This window comes from Nocardioides lijunqiniae (genome assembly GCF_015024225.1).
GTDB classification, from domain to species: domain Bacteria; phylum Actinomycetota; class Actinomycetes; order Propionibacteriales; family Nocardioidaceae; genus Nocardioides; species Nocardioides lijunqiniae.
In genome coordinates this window covers 60594-80773 of the sequence record NZ_JACJGM010000007.1, presented here as the reverse complement: position 1 = coordinate 80773, position 20180 = coordinate 60594, and the positions used below count along the sequence as shown (strand labels likewise).

Annotated in this window: 20 protein-coding genes and 1 other RNA gene; 12 read left to right on the top strand and 9 right to left on the bottom strand. The window is 72.1% G+C overall.

The window, feature by feature from the left end:
• The first annotated feature begins 39 nt into the window (after positions 1–39).
• Positions 40–504 carry an acyl-CoA thioesterase gene (locus tag IRQ30_RS06145; RefSeq protein WP_193612094.1) on the top strand — a complete coding sequence of 155 codons (465 nt, stop codon included), beginning with the start codon at positions 40–42 and terminating at the stop codon, positions 502–504.
• A gap of 15 nt (positions 505–519) precedes the next feature.
• Here the strand turns inward: IRQ30_RS06145 and IRQ30_RS06140 are convergent, their stop codons facing one another.
• Complete coding sequence (locus tag IRQ30_RS06140; RefSeq protein WP_193612093.1) at positions 520–3906, bottom strand: pyruvate carboxylase; 3387 nt, start codon at positions 3904–3906, stop codon at positions 520–522.
• Between the two features lie 472 nt (positions 3907–4378).
• On the bottom strand, positions 4379–4747 hold the full coding sequence (locus tag IRQ30_RS06135) for a VOC family protein (RefSeq protein WP_193612092.1): 369 nt from the start codon (positions 4745–4747) through the stop codon (positions 4379–4381).
• A gap of 63 nt (positions 4748–4810) precedes the next feature.
• Here IRQ30_RS06135 and IRQ30_RS06130 point away from each other — a divergent pair, with 63 nt between their 5' ends.
• Both IRQ30_RS06130 and prfB read left to right on the top strand, forming a co-directional pair.
• On the top strand, positions 4811–5278 hold the full coding sequence (locus IRQ30_RS06130; RefSeq protein WP_193612091.1) for a MarR family winged helix-turn-helix transcriptional regulator: 468 nt from the start codon (positions 4811–4813) through the stop codon (positions 5276–5278).
• A gap of 32 nt (positions 5279–5310) precedes the next feature.
• Positions 5311–6429, top strand: coding sequence for a peptide chain release factor 2 (gene prfB / locus IRQ30_RS06125; protein ID WP_193610256.1), 1119 nt, complete (start codon positions 5311–5313; stop codon positions 6427–6429).
• 95 nt (positions 6430–6524) lie between these two features.
• On the opposite strand, the gene IRQ30_RS06120 is transcribed toward prfB, so the two are convergent.
• From IRQ30_RS06120 to IRQ30_RS06095, 6 genes are all read right to left on the bottom strand, one after another.
• A complete protein-coding gene (locus tag IRQ30_RS06120; protein ID WP_193610257.1) occupies positions 6525–7577 on the bottom strand; it encodes an aldo/keto reductase in 1053 nt (350 codons plus the stop codon).
• A complete protein-coding gene (locus tag IRQ30_RS06115; protein WP_193612090.1) occupies positions 7574–8926 on the bottom strand; it encodes an LLM class flavin-dependent oxidoreductase in 1353 nt (450 codons plus the stop codon). The genes IRQ30_RS06120 and IRQ30_RS06115 overlap by 4 nt, the downstream gene beginning before the upstream one ends.
• The gene (locus IRQ30_RS06110) at positions 8923–9729 is read right to left on the bottom strand and encodes an ABC transporter ATP-binding protein (protein WP_193610259.1); all 807 of its coding nucleotides are present in this window, start codon (positions 9727–9729) and stop codon (positions 8923–8925) included. Before IRQ30_RS06110 ends, IRQ30_RS06115 begins: the two co-directional genes overlap by 4 nt.
• Positions 9705–10541: an ABC transporter permease subunit gene (locus tag IRQ30_RS06105; protein WP_193612089.1), complete on the bottom strand. Its 837-nt coding sequence runs from the start codon at positions 10539–10541 to the stop codon at positions 9705–9707. Before IRQ30_RS06105 ends, IRQ30_RS06110 begins: the two co-directional genes overlap by 25 nt.
• Complete coding sequence (locus IRQ30_RS06100) at positions 10538–11614, bottom strand: ABC transporter substrate-binding protein (protein ID WP_193612088.1); 1077 nt, start codon at positions 11612–11614, stop codon at positions 10538–10540. Before IRQ30_RS06100 ends, IRQ30_RS06105 begins: the two co-directional genes overlap by 4 nt.
• Positions 11615–11725: 111 nt before the next feature.
• A complete protein-coding gene (locus tag IRQ30_RS06095; RefSeq protein WP_193612087.1) occupies positions 11726–12367 on the bottom strand; it encodes a hypothetical protein in 642 nt (213 codons plus the stop codon).
• Positions 12368–12461: 94 nt separating this feature from the next.
• On the opposite strand from IRQ30_RS06095, the gene ftsE reads away from it, so the two are divergent.
• The 8 genes from ftsE (at position 12462) to IRQ30_RS06055 (ending at position 18928) form a co-directional block, all read left to right on the top strand.
• Entirely contained in the window at positions 12462–13154 is a 693-nt protein-coding gene (ftsE, locus tag IRQ30_RS06090; RefSeq protein ID WP_193610263.1) for a cell division ATP-binding protein FtsE, read from the top strand.
• Between the two features lie 2 nt (positions 13155–13156).
• Positions 13157–14068 carry a permease-like cell division protein FtsX gene (ftsX, locus tag IRQ30_RS06085; protein ID WP_193610264.1) on the top strand — a complete coding sequence of 304 codons (912 nt, stop codon included), beginning with the start codon at positions 13157–13159 and terminating at the stop codon, positions 14066–14068.
• 55 nt (positions 14069–14123) lie between these two features.
• On the top strand, positions 14124–15386 hold the full coding sequence (locus IRQ30_RS24130; RefSeq protein WP_193612086.1) for a peptidoglycan DD-metalloendopeptidase family protein: 1263 nt from the start codon (positions 14124–14126) through the stop codon (positions 15384–15386).
• Positions 15387–15442: 56 nt separating this feature from the next.
• On the top strand, positions 15443–15922 hold the full coding sequence (gene smpB, locus IRQ30_RS06075; protein ID WP_193610266.1) for an SsrA-binding protein SmpB: 480 nt from the start codon (positions 15443–15445) through the stop codon (positions 15920–15922).
• A 40-nt stretch (positions 15923–15962) separates the two neighbouring features.
• Positions 15963–16862, top strand: coding sequence for an amidohydrolase family protein (locus IRQ30_RS06070; RefSeq protein WP_193612085.1), 900 nt, complete (start codon positions 15963–15965; stop codon positions 16860–16862).
• On the top strand, positions 16859–17254 hold the full coding sequence (locus IRQ30_RS06065; protein ID WP_193612084.1) for a hypothetical protein: 396 nt from the start codon (positions 16859–16861) through the stop codon (positions 17252–17254). Before IRQ30_RS06070 ends, IRQ30_RS06065 begins: the two co-directional genes overlap by 4 nt.
• Positions 17255–17331: 77 nt before the next feature.
• Positions 17332–17702: a transfer-messenger RNA gene (gene ssrA, locus IRQ30_RS06060) on the top strand.
• Between the two features lie 155 nt (positions 17703–17857).
• Positions 17858–18928, top strand: coding sequence for a hypothetical protein (locus tag IRQ30_RS06055; protein ID WP_193612083.1), 1071 nt, complete (start codon positions 17858–17860; stop codon positions 18926–18928).
• 15 nt (positions 18929–18943) lie between these two features.
• Here IRQ30_RS06055 and IRQ30_RS06050 read toward each other — a convergent pair whose 3' ends face one another.
• Complete coding sequence (locus tag IRQ30_RS06050; protein ID WP_193612082.1) at positions 18944–19297, bottom strand: nuclear transport factor 2 family protein; 354 nt, start codon at positions 19295–19297, stop codon at positions 18944–18946.
• A 78-nt stretch (positions 19298–19375) separates the two neighbouring features.
• Between IRQ30_RS06050 and IRQ30_RS06045 the strand changes: the two genes are divergently transcribed.
• Positions 19376–20173 (top strand): MerR family transcriptional regulator, encoded by a 798-nt coding sequence (locus tag IRQ30_RS06045; RefSeq protein WP_193612081.1) that lies wholly within the window; start codon positions 19376–19378, stop codon positions 20171–20173.
• Positions 20174–20180 lie beyond the last annotated feature (7 nt).

Genomic DNA, 20180 nt, shown 5'->3' with positions numbered 1-20180 from the left:
CCGGCCGGCGGCGGGCATGGGGCTGCGAGGATGCCGCCCATGGCTGAGGTGTTCGACTGCGAGATCCAGGCGCGCTACCGCGACGTCAACCTCGGCGGTCACGTCGACAACGTCGAGGCGATCCGGCTGATCGACGAGGCGCGGATCCAGTTCCTGCGCTTCGCGCCGCTGGGTGGCGGTCCCGACACGACGCCGGGACTCCTGGCCGACGTCCCGAGCGGCGTCGTCGAGCTGGTCGGGTCGCAGCGCGTCGACTACCACGCCGAGATGCGGTTCGCGCCGTTCCAGCCGTTCCTGGTGCGGATCTGGGTGAGCCGGGTGGGGGGCTCGTCGTTCAGCGTCGCGACCGAGGTGCGCGTCGAGCCGGGGCACGAGCCGGCCCTGGTCGCCGAGACCGCGCTGGTCCTGTGGGACCACGGCGTCCAGTCGTCCTGGACGCTGTCGGACGACGTGCGCCGCAGCCTGGAGCGCTACCGAGGCGAGCCGGTGGCGCTGCGGGCCTGACCCGGGCCCGGTGGCCTAGCCGAGGACCATCACCAGGTCGCCGCCCTCGACCGACTGCGTGCCGCTCAGGGCGACCCGCTGCACGGTCCCGTCGACCGGGGCGGTGATCGAGGCCTCCATCTTCATCGCCTCGATGGTCGCCACGGTGTCGCCGGCCGAGACCGTGGCGCCCTCCTCGACGACGATCGTCACCGCGCCCTGGAACGGCGCCGCGACGTGGCCGGGCTTGGAGGTGTCGGCCTTCTCGGCGGCCGCGACCTGGGAGGCCACGGAGGTGTCGCGGATGCTGATCGGGCGCATCTGGCCGTTGATCGTGGCCATGACGCTGCGGTAGCCGCGCTCGTCGGGCTCGCCGATCGCCTGCAGGCCCAGGAGCAGGGTGACCCCCTCCTCGAGCTCGACCTCGTGCTCCTCACCGCGCCGCAGCCCGTAGAGGTAGTCGAGCGTCGGCAGGACCGACACGTCGCCGTAGGTCTGGCGGCCCTCGGCGAAGGTCTTCGTCGGACCGGGGAAGAGCAGCTCGTTGAGCGTCTGGCGACGGCTGGGCTGGGCGCCGTCGAGGCCGGCCGCCTGCGCGTCGGTGAGCTCCTCGCTCGGGGGCGTGTAGGAGCGGCCGGCGAGCGCCTTGGTGCGGAACGGCTCGGGCCAGCCGCCCGGGGGGTCGCCGAGCTCGCCGTTGAGGAAGCCGATGACCGAGTCGGGGATGTCGAACCTCCCCGGGTCGTCGGCGAACTCCGCCGGGTCGGCGCCGAGACCGACGAGGGCGAGGGCCAGGTCGCCCACCACCTTGGAGGACGGCGTCACCTTGACGACGTTGCCCAGGATGTCGTTGGCCGCGGCGTACATGTCCTCGACCTGCTCGAACTTCTCGCCCAGACCGAGTGCGATCGCCTGCTGGCGCAGGTTGGAGAGCTGCCCGCCCGGGATCTCGTGGCGGTAGACGCGGCCGGTGGGCGCCGGCAGGCCGGACTCGAACGGGGCGTAGACGCGACGGGTCGCCTCCCAGTAGGGCTCCAGCGCGTTGACCGCGGCCAGCGACAGCCCGGTCTCGCGGTCGGAGTGGTCGGTGGCGGAGACCAGCGCCGACAGCGGCGGCTGCGACGTCGTCCCGGCCATCGAGGCGCTGGCGGCGTCCACCGCGTCGACGCCCGCGTCGATCGCGGCCAGCAGCGTGCCGAGCTGACCGCCGGGGGTGTCGTGGGTGTGCAGGTGCACCGGCAGGTCGAACTCGCGCCGCAGCGCCGTCACCAGCGTGCGCGCGGCCGGGGCGCGCAACAGCCCGGCCATGTCCTTGATGGCGAGCACGTGCGCGCCCGCGTCGACGATGCGCCCGGCCAGCTCGAGGTAGTAGTCGAGCGTGTAGAGCTTCTCGCCCGGGTCGGACAGGTCGCCGGTGTAGCAGAGCGCGACCTCGGCGACGGTGGTGCCGGTGGCGCGCACGGCCTCGATGGCCGGGCGCATCTGCTCCACGTCGTTGAGCGCGTCGAAGATCCGGAACACGTCGATGCCCGTGGCCGCGGCCTCGTGGACGAAGGCGTCCGTGACGGCCGTCGGGTACGGCGTGTAGCCGACCGTGTTGCGTCCGCGCAGCAGCATCTGCAGGCAGATGTTGGGGATCGACTGGCGCAGCTTGTCGAGCCGCTCCCACGGGTCCTCGGACAGGAACCGCAGCGCGACGTCGTACGTCGCCCCGCCCCAGGCCTCGACCGACCACAGCTGCGGCGTCGTGCGCGCGACGTGCCCGGCGACCGCCGTCAGGTCGCGGGTGCGCACCCGGGTGGCCAGCAGCGACTGGTGGGCGTCGCGGAAGGTCGTGTCGGTGACGGCCACGGTGCTCTGCTCGCGCAGCCGGCGGGCGAAGGCCTCCGGGCCGAGCTCGAGCAGCAGCTGGCGGGTGCCGTCGGGGGCGGGCACGTCGAGGTTGACCTCGGGCAGCTTGCTCGCCGGGTCGAGCGTCACCGGCGCCGGACCGTGCGGCTGGTTGACCGTGACGTCGGCGAGGTAGGTGAGCAGCTTGGTGCCGCGGTCGCCGCTGGCGCGCGCCTGGAGGAGCTGGGGGTGCGTCTCGATGAACGAGGTGGTGATGTTGCCGCCGGCGAAGTCGGGGTCGGCCAGCACCGCCTGCAGGAAGGCGATGTTCGTGGACACTCCGCGGATGCGGAACTCCGCCACCGCGCGCCGAGCCTTCTGCACGGCGATGTCGAACGTGCGGCCGCGGCAGGTCAGCTTGGCCAGCATCGAGTCGAAGTGCGCGGAGACCTCCGCGCCGGTGTACGTCGTACCGCCGTCCAGGCGAACGCCCCCGCCGCCGGGGGAGCGGTAGGTGGTGATGACGCCGGTGTCGGGACGGAAGTTGTTGGCGGGGTCCTCGGTGGTGATGCGGCACTGCAGCGCCGCGCCGCGCAGCTGGATCGAGTCCTGGGACAGACCGAGGTCGGCCAGGGTCTCGCCGGAGGCGATGCGCAGCTGCGACTGCACCAGGTCGACGTCGGTGACCTCCTCGGTCACGGTGTGCTCGACCTGGATCCGGGGGTTCATCTCGATGAAGACGTAGTTGCCGTGCGGGTCGAGCAGGAACTCCACCGTGCCGGCGTTGCGGTAGCCGATCTCGGTCGCGAACCGCACCGCGTCGGCGCACATCCGCTCGCGGATCGCGGGGTCGAGGTTGGGCGCGGGCGCGATCTCGACGACCTTCTGGTGGCGGCGCTGCACCGAGCAGTCGCGCTCGAAGAGGTGGATCACGTTCCCCTCGCCGTCGGCGAGGATCTGGACCTCGATGTGGCGCGGCTCGACGACGGCCTGCTCGATGAAGACGGTGGGGTCGCCGAAGGCGCCCTCGCCCTCGCGCATGCAGGTCTCGACGGCCTCGCGCAGGTCCTTCGGGTCGTCGACGCGGCGCATCCCGCGCCCGCCGCCGCCGGCGACCGCCTTCACGAAGAGCGGGTAGGGGAGCTGCTGCGCCGACTCCACCAGCGCGTCGACGTCGGTCGACGGCTCCACGCTGGCGAGCGTCGGCACCCCGGCGGCCTTGGCCGCGGCGATCGCGCGGGCCTTGTTGCCGGTCAGGGTCAGCACGTCGGAGGTCGGGCCGATGAACGTGATCCCGGCGTTCGCGCACGCCTCCGCGAGCGCGGGGTTCTCCGAGAGGAACCCGTAGCCGGGGTAGACCGCGTCGGCCCCGGCCTTCACCGCGACCGCGACGATGGCCTCGGGGTCGAGGTAGGCCCGCACCGGGTGCCCCCGCTCGCCGATCTCGTAGGCCTCGTCGGCCTTCAGCCGGTGCTCGGACCAGCGGTCCTCGTGCGGGAACACCGCGACGGTGCGCGCGCCCAGCTCGTAGGCCGCCCGGAAGGCACGGATGGCGATCTCGCCGCGGTTGGCGACCAGGACCTTGGAGAACATGGCCGCCACCCTATGAGGACCGGCGCCCTCGTGGTGTGGGCCGCGTCACCCGTGGACACCTCCGACGCCGGTCTCGGTGGTCGAGGTGCGAGCGCAGCGAGCCTCGAAACCACGCTCCGGTGGTCGAGCGCCCGGGGGCAGGCGGTCGGGTGCGGGGGTCTCGACGGGCGCTCGCTGCTCGACCACCGGTTGGGGTTGGTTTCGAGACGGTTGCTGCGCAACCTCCTCAACCAACGAGCGAGCGAGCCACGCTCCGGCGGTCGAGCGCCCGTCGAGACCCCGTGACTTGAGGCGGCCGCCCGGGTGCGGGGGTCTCGACGGGCGCTCGCTGGCGCTCGCTGCTCGACCAGCGGTGCCGTGGGATCGCTTCCGGTGGTTGAGGTGCGAGCGCAGCGAGCCTCGAAACCACCCCGCCGGGGCGCGGGTGTCGAGACGGTTGCTGGCGCACCCGCCTCGACCCACGGTGGCTCGGTCAGGCGCGGTCGTGGAGGGTCACGTGGTAGCCATCGGGGTCGGCGAGGGTGAAGGTGCGGCCGAAGGGACCGTCGATCGGCGCCGAGACGATGGGGTGGCCGCCGGCGACGAGCGCGTCGTGGATGTCCTGGACGTCGGTGGCGTGCAGCCAGATCGCCGCGCCGAGGCCGGGCTGGGCCACCGACGAGAGGTCGGTGCCGGGCGTGAGGTCGCGCAGGGCGAAGGCGATCGGCTCGGTCTGGAAGACGACGGCGTGCGGCGGACCTGCGGGTGAGCGGACGAGACCGAGGTACTGCTCGTAGAAGGCCTGCGAGGCGGCGAGGTCGCGCGTCTGGAGGGAGATGAAGTCGGGGCCGGTGACGGGCATGGGCGCTCCTGGTCGAAGGTGTGTCAGGTTTCTGACATGGCGACAGTATGTCAGACTTCTGACATGGAGCAAGACGGGACCGCCATCGACCTCGAGACCTCCCTCGGCTACCTGCTCAAGGAGGCCGCCAGCGCCCTGCGCGCCGCGATGGAGGACGTGCTGAGACCGCTGGGGATGACGATCACGCACTACTCCTGCCTCGAGCTGCTGGCCCAACGCCCGGGACTGTCCGGCTCGGAGCTCGCGCGCGGCGCCTTCGTGACCCGGCAGTCGATGAACACGCTGCTCCAGCACCTCGAGCGTGAGGGCCAGGTGAGCCGGCCCGCCGAGGCGGCGGTCGGCAAGGTGCTCCCCACGCGGCTCACGCCGCGCGGCCGGGGGAGCCTCGCGAAGGCGAGTGCGGCGGTGCGCTCCGTGGAGGACCGGATGCTGGCCGGGATGACCGAGACCGAGCGGTCGGACGCCTTCCGGAGCCTGACGAGCATGGTCCGCTCCCTGCGCCAAGACGGGGTCGCGGTCGACGGTGACTAGCCTTGCGGCTGGGTGACGTAATGTTGGTCAGCGTGGCAGGACCTGATTACGACTCCGAGATCAAGCAGCTCCAGGCGACGATGCACACCATCGAGCAGGTGCTCGACATCGACAACATGCGCGTCGAGATCGCCGACCTCGGCGAGCAGGTGGCGGCGCCCGACCTGTGGGACGACCAGGCCAACGCGACCCGGGTCACCGGGCGGCTCTCCGCGCTCCAGGGCGAGGTCGACCGCTTCGCCGCGCTGATCAGCCGCATCGAGGACCTCGAGATCATGGTCGAGCTGGCCACCGAGGAGGGTGACGCCGACTCCCTGGCCGACGCCGAGCGCGAGCTCGGCAGGATCAAGCAGGCCGTCGAGCGGCTCGAGGTCCGCACGCTGCTCAACGGCGAGTACGACCCGCGTGAGGCGCTGGTCAGCATTCGCGCGGGCGCCGGCGGCGTCGACGCCGCCGACTTCGCCGAGACGCTGATGCGGATGTATGTCCGCTGGGCCGAGCAGCACGACTACCCGGTCGAGGTCTACGAGACCTCCTACGCCGAGGAAGCCGGCCTCAAGTCGGCGACGTTCGCGATCCACGCGCCCTACGCCTACGGCACGCTGAGCGTCGAGGCCGGCACCCACCGCCTGGTGCGGATCAGCCCCTTCGACAACCAGGGCCGGCGCCAGACCAGCTTCGCCGCGGTCGAGGTCGTCCCGGTGCTCGAGCAGACCGACGAGATCGAGGTCCCCGACGAGGAGATCCGCGTCGACGTCTATCGCTCCGGTGGCCCCGGCGGTCAGTCGGTCAACACCACCGACTCCGCGGTCCGGCTGACGCACATCCCGACCGGCACCGTCGTGTCCTGCCAGAACGAGAAGAGCCAGCTGCAGAACAAGGCCAGCGCCATGGTCGTGCTCAAGGCCAAGCTCCTGGCGCTGAAGAAGGCCGAGGAGAAGGCCCACCTCGACGGCCTGCGCGGCGACGTCCAGGCCAGCTGGGGCGACCAGATGCGCAACTACGTCCTCAACCCCTACCAGGTCGTCAAGGACCTGCGCACGGGCTACGAGGTCGGCAACCCCACGGCGGTCTTCGACGGCGACCTGGACGGCTTCCTCGAGGCCGGCATCCGCTGGCGCCGCGGGTCCGACAAGGCCGAGGCCAACTAGCCCCTGACGTGCCACGAGCCCGCCGACTCCCCACGGGGTCGGCGGGCTCGTGCGGTCTCGGGACGGTCGTCGTCGGCCCTCCACCGCCGGTGCGCTCAGCGTGAGGAGCGCCGCCGCTGCCGGGCCTCGGTGAGGGCCGGCGGTGCGTAACCGCGGTCGGCCTCGTTGATCGTGGTGCCCGGAGGCACGATCTCGTCGATCCGGTCCAGGACGTCCTGCGTCAGCGACACCTTCTCGACGCCGAGCTGCGACTCGAGCTGCTCGAGGGTGCGCGGGCCGATGATCGCGGACGAGACCGCCGGGTGCTCGAGCACGAAGGCCAGCGCCAGGTGGATCAGCGAGAGGCCGGCCTCGTCGGCCAGCTCCTGGAGCGCGTGCACGGCCTCGAGCTTGCGGGCGTTCTCCGGCGACGAGGGGTCGTGCCGGCCGGGCTGCCGCTGGAGCCGCGACGAGGTCGGGGCCTCGACGCCGGGACGGTGCCGACCGGAGAGCCAGCCGCCCGCGAGCGGGCTCCAGGGCAGCACGCCGAGTCCGTGCTTCTGCGCCGTCGGCAGCAGGTCGCGCTCGACCTCGCGCGCGAGGATCGAGTACGGCGGCTGCTCGGTGACGGGCCGCTCCCGGTGGCGCCGCTCGGCGACCCACTGCGCCTCGACGACCTGCGAGGGCAGGAACGTCGAGGTGCCGATGTAGCGGATCTTGCCCTGGTGGACCAGGTCCGACAGCGCCGAGAGGGTCTCGTCGATGTCGATCTCCGGGCGCGGCCGGTGCACCTGGTAGAGGTCGATGTGGTCGGTCTGGAGCCGCCGCAGCGAGCTCTCGACCTCGCGGACGATCCAGCGCCGCGAGTTGCCGCCCTGGTTGGGGTCGTCGTCGTGCATGGCGCCGTGGAACTTGGTCGCCAGCACGACGTCGTCGCGGCGCCCCTTGAGGGCCTTGCCCACGATCTCCTCGGACTCGCCGCGGGAGTAGACGTCGGCGGTGTCGATGACGTTGATGCCGGCGTCCAGGGCCCGGTGGATGATCCGGATCGACTCGTCGTGGTCGGGGTTGCCGATGGCGCCGAACATCATGGCGCCCAGCGTCAGCGGGCTGACCCGGACGCCGGTGGTGCCGAGCAGGCGCCAGTCGCTGCTGGTCAGGTCGGTCATGCCGTCTCCTTCTGATGGGGCAGGCGGGGCTGGTGGGTGGGGGAGTACTGACTGTCAGGACGGTCCAGGCCGAGGTGCTCGCGCAGCGTGCTGCCGGCGTACTCCCGGCGGAACAGCCCCCGGTCGCGCAGGATCGGCAGCACCTCGTCGGCGAACACCTCGAAGCCGCCAGGCTGCCACGGCGGCATGACGTTGAAGCCGTCGGCGGCACCGGCCTCGTGCCAGCGCTGCATCTCGTTAGCCACGTGCTCCGGCGTCCCGACCACGACGCGGTGGCCGCGGGCGCCGGCGAGACGGTGCAGCAGCTGGCGGATGGTCGGCTGCTCCCGGTCGACGATGTCGAGCACGAGCCGGGAGCGGCTGTTGACGCCGCGCTCGCCGGAGGTGTCGACGACGTGGCGCGGGAACGGCCCGTCCAGGTCGTACGACGACAGGTCGGCCCCGGTGAGCCGGTGCAGCTGGTGCAGCGAGTACTCGGGCTGGGTCAGGGCGTTCAGCTCCTCGTGCAGCTCCTCGGCCTCGCGCGTGGTGGACGCGATCACCGGGCTGATGCCCGGCAGCACCTTGAGCCGCCGCGGGTCGCGGCCCAGCCGGGCGGCGCGCTGCTTGATGTCGGCGTAGAACTCCTGCGCGCTGTCCAGGGTCTGGTGGGCCGTGAAGATCGCCTCGGCCCAGCGCGCGGCCAGGCCTCGCCCGTCCTCGGACGAGCCGGCCTGGACGTAGACCGGGCGTCCCTGCGGCGAGCGCGAGGTGTTGAGCGGTCCGGACACCGAGAAGTGCCGGCCGACGTGGTCGATCGCGTGGACGCGGTCGGTGTCGGCGAACAGCCCGCTGCCGGCGTCGGCCACCAGCGCGCCGTCCTCCCAGCTGTCCCAGAGCTTGGTCACGACCTCGAGGAACTCGTCGGCGCGGGCGTAGCGCTCGGCGTGGACGGGGTGCTCGCCGAGCCCGAAGTTCTGCGCCGCGCTGGCCGCCCCGGTGGTCACGATGTTCCACCCGGCCCGACCGCCGCTGATGTGGTCGAGCGAGGAGAACTGGCGTGCCAGGTTGTAGGGGTCGTTGTACGTCGTCGAGGCGGTCCCGATCAGCCCGATGCGCTCGGTGACCGCGGCGATGGCCGAGAGCAGGGTAAGCGGCTCGGGCTTGATCCGCGCGGCGTAGCGGATGTTCTCGGCCAGGGCGGGACCGTCGGCGAAGAAGATCCCGTCGAGCCTCTCGTGCTCCGCCCGCTGGGCCAGCGCCTGGTAGTAGCCGACGTCGAGCACCCGCTCGGGCTCCGAGCCGGGGTAGCGCCAGGCGGCCTCGTGGTGCCCGCCGGGGTAGATGAACAGGTTGAGGTGCAGGGTCATGAGGCGGCTCTCCGGTCGAGGTGGGAGGGGGCGCGCCGGGAGACCGGCGCCTCGTGGTCGTCCTCGACGCCGAGCTGGGCGAGCAGCCGGGCGCGCAGCGCCGCGAACTCGGGGTCGGCCTGGGACCGGCGGCCCGCCAGCTCCACCCGGATGTCGGAGGCGACGACGCCGTCGTCGAGCACGATCACCCGGTCGGCCAGGACGATCGCCTCGTCGACGTCGTGGGTGACCAGCAGCACGGCGGGCCGGTGCGCCTCGCACAGGCGCCGCAGCAGCACGTGCATCCGGATCCGGGTGAGGGCGTCGAGGGCGCCGAAGGGCTCGTCGGCCAGGAGCAGCCGCGGCTCCCGGACCAGCGAGCGCGCCAGCGCGGCGCGCTGCTGCTCGCCGCCGGAGAGCTCGTGCGGCCACGCCCGCTCCCGGCCCTCGAGGCCGACCTCGGCGAGCGCCGTACGCCCCCGCTCGGTCGCCCCCTTGCCGCGCAGGCCGAACGTCACGTTGTCCAGGACTCGCTTCCACGGCAGCAGGCGGGAGTCCTGGAAGACCACCGAGACGCTGTCGGGTACGTCGACCGTGCCCGCGCCGCTGACGTCGCGGTCGAGCCCGGCCAGCGCCCGCAGCAGCGTGCTCTTGCCGCTCCCGCTGCGGCCGATCAGGGCCACGAACTCGCCCTGGGCGATGTCGAGGTCGAGGCCGTCGAGCACGCCTCCGGCCTCGCTGAAGCTGCGAGTGAGGTCGCGCACCCGTACGGCGGTGCCGTCCGGGGCGCTCGAGGGGGTCAGCCCTCCAGGGTGCGTCGCCATGTCAGTGCCTTTCGCTCGATGATGCGCAGCGTGGTGTCGGCGACCAGGCCGAGCACCGCGTAGAGGACCAGCCCGACGACGATGACGTCGGTCTGGCCGTAGCTCGAGGCGAGAGTGATCATGTGGCCGATGCCGCTCGTGGAGTTGACCTGCTCGACCACGACGAGCGCCAGCAGCGCCGAGGTCACCGCGAAGCGCAGGCCGAGCAGGAAGCCGGGCAGCGCACCGGGCAGCACGACGCTGCGGATGAACTCGCTGCGCCGGATGTCCACGGTCTGGGCCAGCTCGGCGTAGCGACCGTCGATGCCGCGCAGGCCGTTGTGGGTGTGGATGTAGATCGGCACCAGCACGCCGAGCGCGATCGTGAGGATCTTCATCTGCTCTCCGATCCCGAACCACAGGATCAGCAGCGGGATCAGCGCCAGGCTGGGGATGGACCGCTTGATCTGCACGGGCCCGTCGATGACGGCCTCGCCCAGGCGGGACAGGCCCGACAGGATGGCCAGCCCGGCCCCCACGGCCACCCCGAGGGCGAGGCCCAGGCCTGCGCGGGTGGCGGAGGTGAGCAGGTTCTCCTGCAGCCGGCCGTCCTCGATCAGCGTCTGGAACGCCGTGACGACGGTCCACGGCTCGCTGAGCGTCTCGGGGGCGATGAGCCCCGTCGCCGAGCCGAGAAACCACAGGGCGAGGAGCAGCAGCGGACCCACCAGGGTGGCGAACGGCACCCGGCGGCCCGGGCCGACCCGGCGGCGTACGACGCGGGCGTCGTCGACGGCGGGGAGCTCGGCCGGGGCCGTCAGCACCGCGGTCACGAGGTGCCCCCGACCGCGGCCGCGATGGCCTCCTCGTAGCGCCGGTCCCACAGGTCCTCGACGTCGAGCTCGTCGTGGCCCTGCTCCTCGGCCAGGAGGTCGGCGGTGGCCTGGTGGGCCTCGATGACCTGGTCCCAGCTGGTCGGGACCGAGTAGGTGCCGAGCGCCTCGACGATCGCCTTCGCGTCCTCGAGCGGCAGGCCCTCGTGCTCGACGTAGTAGCCCTGGGCGAACTCGTCGGGGTGCTCGGAGATCCACTGCGCGGCCTCGGCCCACACGGCCACGTACTTCTTCAGCGCGGCGGCCTTGGCGGCGTCCTTGACGGTCTCGACCGGCGCGTAGAGCGTCCACCAGTCGTCGCGCACGCCGGGGGCGATGGTGGTGCCGCCGTCGTCGCCGTACTTGGCGAGGTACGGCGCCGCCAGCGCCTGCCCGAGCGGGGCGACCTCGACCTGCTTGCTGCCGAGCGCGTTGACGTAGACGTCGTCGACGCTGGCCATCTCGACCAGCTCGACGTCGTCCTGGGTCAGGCCGGCCTCGGCCAGCACCCGCAGCACGAGCGCGCCCTGGGCCTGGCCGGGGGAGTAGGCGATGGTCTTGCCCTCGAGGTCGGACAGCTCCTTCACGTCCACGCCCGGGGCGACGCCGAGCTCGTACGTCGGGTGCTCGAGCGGGTCGACGGTCTCGCGGGCGGCCACGATCTTGACGTCGGTGCCCGTCCACTGCGCGAACAGCGGTGGGATGTCCGCGACCGCGCCCACGTCGAGCGCGTCGGCGCGGAACGCCTCGAGGGTCTTGGGCCCGCCGGAGATGTTGGCCCACTCGATGTCGATGCCCTCCAGCTCCTCGTCGAGGCCGGAGAGCTCGAGGGCGACCTCGGTCGCCGGGTCCCCGACCCGGAGCACGGTCCCGTCGGGGACCTCGTCGGGCACGGCGGCGCTGAGCTCCAGCTCCGGCCCGGCGTCCTCGCTCGAGCAGGCGGTCAGGGCCAGGAGCAGGGCCGAGGCGAGCGCCACGGTCGTGCGGGTGCGTCGGCGTGGTCCGCGCAGGTGCAGGGGGCGTCGGGGGTGCATGTGTCTCCTTGGCTGAAGTAACTAAAGTCCAGCAAATTAATACACATACAAGTCAAAGAAGTCACGCCGTCCCGCCAGGTGGGCGTGTCCGCCCGGCCGGAGGAGGTCCGGTCAGCCGGCGACCTCGACGGCCGACGCCACGCTGACGCACCACCGGCCGGCCCGGTCGGTCAGGGCCTCGGGGCTCGCGGCGGCGGGGGTGGTCGTGGGCGCGGAGAGCTCGCAGGTGAGCCACGCGTCGCCGAACAGGCCGCGGTAGGACTGCGTCCGCACGCCGGCCTGCTCGCAGGCGAGCGCCAGCGAGGGCACGCCGTACGCCGGGGCGCCGGGGTCGGGGGTGCAGCCCTTGGCCCTGCGGGCCGAGGCGACCAGCGAGTCCGCGGTCGCCGGGGTCACCGGGGGCACGAACAGCCAGGCGCGGGCCACCGTGCCGTCCTCGCCCCGCCACGAGCAGCTGAACTCGTGGGACACGTCCTCGACGCGGTCGGTCAGCGCGGCGCGGTCGCCGCTGCCGTAGGAGGCCTCGTCGACGGGATCGCCCCCGAGGGCCTCGGTCACGGCGGCCCCGGGGAGGGCGTCGCAGAAGGCCGCCCGCTGCGCCACCAGCTCGGTCGTGTCGACGTCGGTGAGCGGCACGCTCGGCTCCACCGTGGCCGGCGCGGTGTCCTCGGGGACGTCGGAGACGGCGACGCCGATGCCCACGGCGAGGGCGGTCACCCCGAGGGCGAGCGCGAGATGACGGACGACGGGCACGCGGCCACGATACGGAAGCGACCTCCGCCACACCCCCAGGAGGTGTGGCGGGGGGTCCCGGACGGGCACCGCTCGCTCGGCTACTGTCGATTCAGTGATTCGCTTCGAGAAGGTCACCAAGACCTATCCCGGCCCGGGAAAGCCCGCCCTCGACAACGTGTCGATCGACATCGAGAAGGGCGAGTTCGTCTTCCTCGTCGGCGCCTCCGGCTCCGGCAAGTCGACCGCGCTGCGCCTGGTCCTGCGGGAGTCCCGTCCCACCTCCGGGCGCGTCCACGTCGCGGGCAAGGAGGTCAACCGGCTCGCCGGCTGGAAGGTCCCGCGGCTGCGCCGCCAGATCGGCACCGTGTTCCAGGACTTCCGCCTGCTCTCCAACAAGACCGTCAGCGAGAACGTCGCCTTCGCGCTGCAGGTGATCGGCCGCCCCAAGGACGAGATCCGCAACGTCGTGCCGCGCACGCTCGAGCTGGTCGGCCTGCAGGACAAGGGCGACCGCCTGCCCGACGAGCTCTCGGGCGGCGAGCAGCAGCGCGTCGCCATCGCCCGCGCGTTCGTCAACCGGCCGATGATCCTGATCGCCGACGAGCCCACCGGCAACCTCGACCCGACGACGTCCGCCGGCATCATGAGCCTGCTCGACCGGATCAACGCCACCGGCACCACGGTGCTCATGGCCACGCACGACAACTCCGTCGTCGACCAGATGCAGAAGCGCGTCATCGAGCTCGACCACGGTCGGGTCACCCGCGACGAGGCCACTGGCTCCTACGGCTCGGAGGTGCTCTGAGCATGCAGCTGCGCCACTCGTTCACCGAGCTCCGCCAGGGGCTCCGCCGCAACGTCTCGATGCACATCGCGGTCGTCCTCACCCTCTTCGTCTCGCTGACCCTGGTCGGCTTCGGCGCGCTGCTCAACCAGCAGGCCGTCGCCGCCGCCGACCAGTGGGGCAGCGAGCTCCAGATCACGGTCTACCTCTGCCGCGACGGTGACGACAACCCGTCCTGCGACGCGGAGGTCACCGAGCCGCAGAAGCAGGCCATCGAGGACGTCGTCGAGGACAGCCCCGAGGTCGACAGCTGGTACCTCGAGTCCAAGGAGGAGGCCTTCGAGAAGGTCAAGGACCTCTACGGCGACGAGCGGTTCGAGGGCCCGGACGCGCCCCTCACCGCCGACGACATGGCCGAGTCGATCTGGATCACGCTCGAGGACCCCAACGAGTACCGCGGCATCACCAGCCAGGTCATCGGCCTGCCGGGCGTCGCCGGGGTCCAGGACCTGCGCGAGGTCGTCGGCCCGATCCTGAGCACGATCGACTGGATCAAGTTCGCCTCGTGGGTGATCGCCGGCTTCCTCGTCCTCGCCGCGCTGCTCCTGGTCGCCAACACGATCCGGCTGGCGGCCCTCGCGCGCCGCAAGGAGATCGGCATCATGCGCCTGGTCGGAGCCTCGACCCTCTACATCGCGCTGCCGTTCCTGATGGAGGCTCTGGTGACCGCCTTCCTGGGCGTCGCGCTGGCCGCGGGCGCCCTGGCGGCCCTGGTCAAGTGGGGGATCCTCGACGGGCTCAGCGGCGACCTCGCCTTCATCCCGTGGATCGGCTGGCCGGAGTACGGCGTGGCCGTCGCGGTGATCGGCATCCTCGGTCCGGTGCTCACGGTGCTGCCGACACTCCTACTGACGCGCAAATACATCAAAGTCTGACCCGCGCCGCCTACGGTTGGGGAGTTCACTTCCCCGAACGCCGAAGGCAATACCTGTGCGCTACTTCCCCAGCGCGTCGCGTCAGCGCGCCGTCGTGACCGCTCTCGTCACCGCCGCCGCCCTCGGCGGGGCGGTCGTCCCTCTGGCCAACGCCGCCGACGACCCGCTCAAGGACAAGCAGAAGCAGGTCGAGAAGCAGATCGACCAGGTCCAGGAGAACCTCGGCGAGGCCAGCCGGCGCGCGCAGCGCGCGAGCGCCCGCCTGGACGCCGTCCGCGCCCAGCTCTCGACGGCCCGTGCCAACCTCGCCGACGTCCGGGCGCGCCTGGTGACGGCGCAGGCCAAGGACGCCGAGATGCAGACCAAGCTGGTCGAGGCCGAGGAGGCCCTGGCCCAGGCGCGTCAGGACCTGGCCGATGGCCAGGCCGCGATGGCCTCCCAGCGCACCGAGGTCGTCAACACGGTCAACGACTTCTACGAGAGCGGCGACCCGCACCTGCTGGCGCTGTCGTCGCTGATGAACGCCAAGACGCCTGAGGACGTCGTCCGCCAGATGGGCGCGACCGACGCGATCGTGGGCCGCCAGGACCGCGAGTACGCCGACCTGCACGCGGCCGAGATCCAGCTCGCCGCCCGCGAGACGCTCGTCGAGAGCGCCAAGAAGGACATGGAGGACCGGCGCGCCGACGCCGCCGCCAACCTCGCCATGGTGCGCGACCTGGTCGTGAAGGCGCGCGACGCCCGCACCGCCGTGGTCGGCCTGCTGGTGACCACCCGCGACGCCCGGGCCACCGCGGTGCGCGCCCGCGCCCGCGACGCCCGGGTCCTGCGCGAGCTGAAGCAGCGCGAGGCACGCATCAAGGAGCAGATCCTGGCCGCGGCCGCACGCGCCGGCAACGGCGGCTACAAGGGCTCCACCAACGGGATCCTCGACGCCCCCACGGCCAACGGCTACGTCACCTCGCCGTTCGGCTACCGCACCCACCCGATCTACGGCTACTGGGGCCTGCACGACGGCACGGACTTCGGCGTCTCCTGCGGGCAGTCGCTGCGCGCGGTGGCCAGCGGCACCGTGATGGACACCTACTACTCCTCGGTCTACGGCAACCGCCTCTACCTCAACCTCGGGCAGTACAACGGCAAGAACCTCACGGCCGTCTACAACCACCTCCAGGGCTACAAGGCCTCCGAGGGCCAGCGCGTCAAGCGCGGCGACGTCGTGGGCTACGCCGGCAACACCGGCTGGTCCACGGGTTGCCACCTGCACTTCACGATCCTGGTCAACGGCGACCCTGTCGACCCGATGAAGTTCCTCTGACGCCGAGGCGGGCCCGCGCCCTCCATTCGGTTGACGGACCCTGAGACACTGGTCGGATGCCGAAGGAGCAGGGGCGCAAGATCGTCGCGCAGAACAAGAAGGCGCGCCACGACTACCACATCGAGGACACCTACGAGGCCGGGATGGTGCTGCAGGGCACCGAGGTGAAGTCGCTGCGGATGGGACGGGCGTCGCTCGTCGACGGCTTCGTCGACATCGACGGCCACGAGGCGTGGCTGCACGGCGTGCACATCCCGGAGTACACCCAGGGCACCTGGACCAACCACGCCGCCCGCCGCAAGCGCAAGCTGCTGCTCAACCGGGTCGAGATCGACAAGATCGAGCGCCGGGTCAACGAGAAGGGCCTCACGGTCATCCCGCTGGCGCTCTACTTCGTCGACGGCCGCGCCAAGGTCGAGATCGGCCTCGCCAAGGGCAAGAAGTCCTGGGACAAGCGGCACTCCCTCGCCGAGCGCCAGGCCACCCGCGAGGTCGAGCAGGCCGTCGGCCGCCGCGCGAAGGGCATGCGTGACTGAGCCCTCCCGGGAAGAGGACGCCGCACCGCCGGTGGTTGAGGTGCGAGCGGAGCGAGCCTCGAAACCACCCCACCCGGACACGCCCGCCGTCCGCGACTTCTGGGAGCAGCTCGGCCTCCCCGGGCTGTTCGACGTCCACGTCCACTTCCTGCCCGAGAACATCCAGCGCGCGGTCTACGCCGTCTTCGACGCCGCCGGCCCGAAGATCGGCCGCGACTGGCCGATCCGCTACCGCGTCTCGCACGAGGAGCGGGTCGAGGTGCTGCGTGGCTTCGGCGTACGCCGTTTCTCGACGCTGCCCTACGCCCACAAGCCCGGGGTGGCCGGCTACCTCAACGACTGGTCGCGCGACTTCGCCGCCGGCGTCCCCGAGGTGCTGCGCTCCGCGACCTTCTACCCCGAGCCCGAGGCGCCGTCGTACGTCGCCGAGCTGGTCGCCGACGGCGTCGAGGTCGTCAAGGTGCACGTGCAGGTGGGGGAGTTCCACCTCGACGACCCGCTGCTCGACGCGGTCTGGGGCACGCTGGAGGACGCCGGCACCCCGGTCGTCATCCACGCCGGCTCCGGCCCCGTCGGCAACGCCTTCACGGGGCCCGACCCGCTGCGCCGCGTGCTCGAGCGCTTCCCGCGGCTGTGCGTGGTGGTCGCCCACATGGGCGCCCCGGAGTGCGCGGAGTTCCTGGAGATGGCCGAGACCTACGAGCGGGTCCACCTGGACACGACGATGGTGTTCACCGAGTTCTTCGGCCAGTACCCCGCCGAGCTGGTCCCGCGGCTGCGCGACGCCCAGCACAAGGTCCTGCTCGGCAGCGACTTCCCGACGATCCCGTACCCCTACGCCGAGCAGCTCGAGGGCCTGGCCCGCCTCGACCTCGGCGACGACTGGCTGCGCGACGTCTGCTGGCACAACGGGGTCCGCCTGTTCGGCGCCGCTCCGTGAGCCCGACGACGCCGACCGCCCTGGCGTTCGCGCAGTACTTCGCCCACTGGGGGCTGGAGCTGCCGCCCGGCGCCGTCGAGGCGCGCGCGGACGGGCACCTGCGGACGGCCGGGTGGACGGTCCGTTGGCGCTGGCACGACGACGGGAGCCTGGAGTTTCGGGCGTCGCACCGGATGACCAACGAGCGCTGGGAGCTGGTGCGCCCCGACGGCACGTCGGAGTCGATGCCGGCCCCGTCCGAGTTCCTCGTGTTCCCGCAGGACGCGGACGAAGCGACCCGGGAAGCGGTCCGGAGCGCTCATCGCGACGCGTGGCGGGCGCACGCGGCCTCGGTCGCGGAGCGGGGCATGGCCTTCGAGGACGTCCCGAGTGCTCCAGAGCCCCCCGCCTGACGGGCGTGGGCGCGCCCACCGGCCGTGTGGCTTCGCGACCCGGGGTGGGACCCGTAGACTGTCCTCATAACTCAAGAGGGGCTGATCGGTTTCGACTTGGGACGTTAGTTCCAGGAGAAGCGGGTCGAGGAGCCAACGTCATCTCGTAAACGCTCGTTGGAAACCTATAACTGCCAACACCAATCGCAGTTCCTTCGCTCTCGCTGCCTGAGCAGTGATCGAAGCGTCAGTCCGGGCACCTGCCTCCGTCCCGGGTACTGGCGTCATCTAGGAGGCTTGCTGCTCAATCCGCGTCGCGGAGGTTGAGCGGGACTTTTCCGTGACTGAGCCTGTCGGGGACGTGTTCGTGCGAGCCCCGGGGCCGAGAAAAGCGACATCACGAACTGCACCCGGAGAAGACCTGGTTCGACGCTCGAGGACGCGGGTTCGATTCCCGCCAGCTCCACTCGTTCGCCCTCTTGAAGCATGTGAGCCGTCCCGACCTCGGTCGGGACGGCTCCGTTGCGTGTGGGGAGCCCCCGAACGGGGCAACCTTCTGCCACGCCGGTGCGTCCTACCTCGACGCGACTGCCGTCGCCCACCGCCCCACCCGAGGAGAACGCCATGCAGCTCCGCTCCCGCTCACGTCGGTTGGCGCTCGTCGCCGTCACGGTCACGGCCCTCGCCGGCGCGCTCGCCGCGTGTGGGGAGGAGGAGTCCGACGGCCCGTCCTCCGCCCCGTCGTCCACGTCGTCGGCCCCGGCGTCGGCGGCGCCCTCCAAGGCCGCCTTCACGCCGAAGTCCGCCCCGCTGCCCGAGGGCGTCGTCGACCCGTTCGAGCTGCCCCTGGGCAAGCCGCCGGCGATCGACCGCGCCGTCGGCACGACCCTCGTCCTCGACGGGCGCCCGCTCGAGACGGACCTGCCCGGGACGAGCGTGCAGATCATGGGCACCGTCGACGGGCGGGTCGTGGTCACCGGCGCCGCGCCGGGCGACTCCCTCACCAGCTTCTGGGCCGTCGACGAGTCCGGCCACGCGCAACGGCTGGGCACGGGCGGCTACGAGAGCTACAGCTACCCGCCGATCCTGGTGGAGGAGACGGGTCACCTCTGGGTCAACTTCGACGACCGCGGGACCGGGCGGCGCGTCGTCCGGGAGATCGACGTGCGCTCCGGTGAGGAGCTGCAGAAGCTGACGTCGCCCGTCGAGCCCTCCGGGCTCGACCCGGCCGACCAGGCCGCGCTCGACGTCTACTACGGGAAGGCGAAGCTGCCGGCCGACGCCGGCGCGCTCTCCCCGGACGGCGTCCACCGCGTCTCGATCGGGTTCGAGGACGCCGCCGGTGGGGAGGACCGCTACTTCGTGCAGGTCAGGACCGTGGCGGACAAGAAGGTCGTGCTCAAGATCCCCTTCGCGGTCGCCCCCGAGCTCGCCAACCTGCAGCAGATCTACTCGCGGTGCACGGGCCGTCCCCGGCGCTGCGCCGCGTGGGTCGACATGGACTCGGCTCCCTACTTCGAGGACGACCAGCACGTGCTGGCCGAGGTGAGCGTCGGCGTGGGCGACGACGCGCGCGGCGAGACGGTCTACGTCTCGACGGTGGTCCGCTGCGACCTCGCCGGGACCTGCGAGCGCACCACCGACGAGAGCGACGACCGTGAGGTCAACCTCGGCGTCGACCCGTCGGCGCCGTGACGCGGTGCCCTGGGCTCACGGCGCGATGACGAGCTCGGCGATGAGGTCGTCGACCAGGGTGACGCGGTAGCGGAGGTCCACGAGGCCGCCGGGGAAGTCGCCCTCCAGGCGGTTGACGGCGACCCAGTGCTCGTCGTCGACGCGCTCGGCGCCGACGAGCTCGGTCGTGTAGGTGAAGCCGGCGCCGGCCTTGGTCAGGAACCGCAGGACCTCGTCGGTCCCGCGGTAGGTGCTGCCGTCGTCGACGACGACGGCGTCCGGGGCGAAGGTGCGGATCGCGGCGTCGGTCTCGCCGGCGGCGTGCGCGGCGAGGTAGGCCCGGATCGTGGCGGGGAGCTGCGTGGGGGAGATGTGCGTCGAGGTGGTCATGCCAGGACCCTGCGGCGTCCCGCCGAGGGAGGGTCAAGTCCTGGAGTCTCCCCGGGGGGGAGAGTGCAGACTTCACGCATGCTGGCGATCGGGGAGTTCTCCCGCCTCACCCACCTGAGCGTGCGCACGCTGCGCCGCTACCACGACGCGGACCTCCTGGTGCCCGCGACGGTGGACCCAGCGACGGGCTACCGCTACTACGCCGCGGAGCAGATCCCGACCGCCCAGGTCATCCACCGGCTCCGCGAGCTCGACGTCCCCCTGGCGGAGGTACGCCGGATCGTGGGCACGCCCGACCCGGACGTCCGGGCCACGCTGGTGGCCGGCCACCTGGAGCGGCTGGAGTCGGAGCTCGACCGCACCCGCGCGGCCGTGGCCTCGCTGCGGCGGCTGCTGCGTCCCGCGCCGGCGCCGGTGGACGTGGAGCTGCGCACCGTGCCGCAGACCACGGTGGCCGCGGTCCAGGGCGACGTCGACCACGACCACGTCCTCTCCTGGTACGCCGGCGCGATGGCCGAGCTCGACGCGACCGTGGCAGGGTCGACCGGCGCCCCGGGCGGGCTCTACGACAACGCTCTCTTCGAGGTCGGGCGAGGACGCATGCTCGTCTACCTGCCGACCGACCGCCCGCCGAGCAGCGGGCGCGTCCAGCCCGTGACGCTGCCGGCCGTCGAGCTGGCCGTGACCACCCACGTCGGGGAGCACGACGACATCGACGTCACCTACGGCGAGGTCGGCAGCTGGGTGGTGGGCAACGTCCTCGCCGTCGCCGGGCCGGTCCGCGAGACCTACCTGGTCGGGCCGCGCGACACCGCCGACGCCTCGGCATGGCGCACCGAGATCGGGTGGCCGGTCTTCCGGGTGGCCCCGCGCTGAGCGCGGC

What these genes read in the sequence shown, in the direction of transcription:
- IRQ30_RS06145 (WP_193612094.1), top strand. Translation starts at nt 40, where the DNA reads ATGGCTGAGGTGTTCGACTGCGAGATCCAGGCGCGCTACCGCGACGTC.
- IRQ30_RS06140 (WP_193612093.1), bottom strand. Translation starts at nt 3,906, where the DNA reads ATGTTCTCCAAGGTCCTGGTCGCCAACCGCGGCGAGATCGCCATCCGT.
- IRQ30_RS06135 (WP_193612092.1), bottom strand. Translation starts at nt 4,747, where the DNA reads ATGCCCGTCACCGGCCCCGACTTCATCTCCCTCCAGACGCGCGACCTC.
- IRQ30_RS06130 (WP_193612091.1), top strand. Translation starts at nt 4,811, where the DNA reads ATGGAGCAAGACGGGACCGCCATCGACCTCGAGACCTCCCTCGGCTAC.
- IRQ30_RS06120 (WP_193610257.1), bottom strand. Translation starts at nt 7,577, where the DNA reads ATGACCGACCTGACCAGCAGCGACTGGCGCCTGCTCGGCACCACCGGC.
- IRQ30_RS06115 (WP_193612090.1), bottom strand. Translation starts at nt 8,926, where the DNA reads ATGACCCTGCACCTCAACCTGTTCATCTACCCCGGCGGGCACCACGAG.
- IRQ30_RS06110 (WP_193610259.1), bottom strand. Translation starts at nt 9,729, where the DNA reads ATGGCGACGCACCCTGGAGGGCTGACCCCCTCGAGCGCCCCGGACGGC.
- IRQ30_RS06100 (WP_193612088.1), bottom strand. Translation starts at nt 11,614, where the DNA reads ATGCACCCCCGACGCCCCCTGCACCTGCGCGGACCACGCCGACGCACC.
- ftsX (WP_193610264.1), top strand. Translation starts at nt 13,157, where the DNA reads ATGCAGCTGCGCCACTCGTTCACCGAGCTCCGCCAGGGGCTCCGCCGC.
- smpB (WP_193610266.1), top strand. Translation starts at nt 15,443, where the DNA reads ATGCCGAAGGAGCAGGGGCGCAAGATCGTCGCGCAGAACAAGAAGGCG.
- IRQ30_RS06055 (WP_193612083.1), top strand. Translation starts at nt 17,858, where the DNA reads ATGCAGCTCCGCTCCCGCTCACGTCGGTTGGCGCTCGTCGCCGTCACG.
- IRQ30_RS06050 (WP_193612082.1), bottom strand. Translation starts at nt 19,297, where the DNA reads ATGACCACCTCGACGCACATCTCCCCCACGCAGCTCCCCGCCACGATC.
- IRQ30_RS06045 (WP_193612081.1), top strand. Translation starts at nt 19,376, where the DNA reads ATGCTGGCGATCGGGGAGTTCTCCCGCCTCACCCACCTGAGCGTGCGC.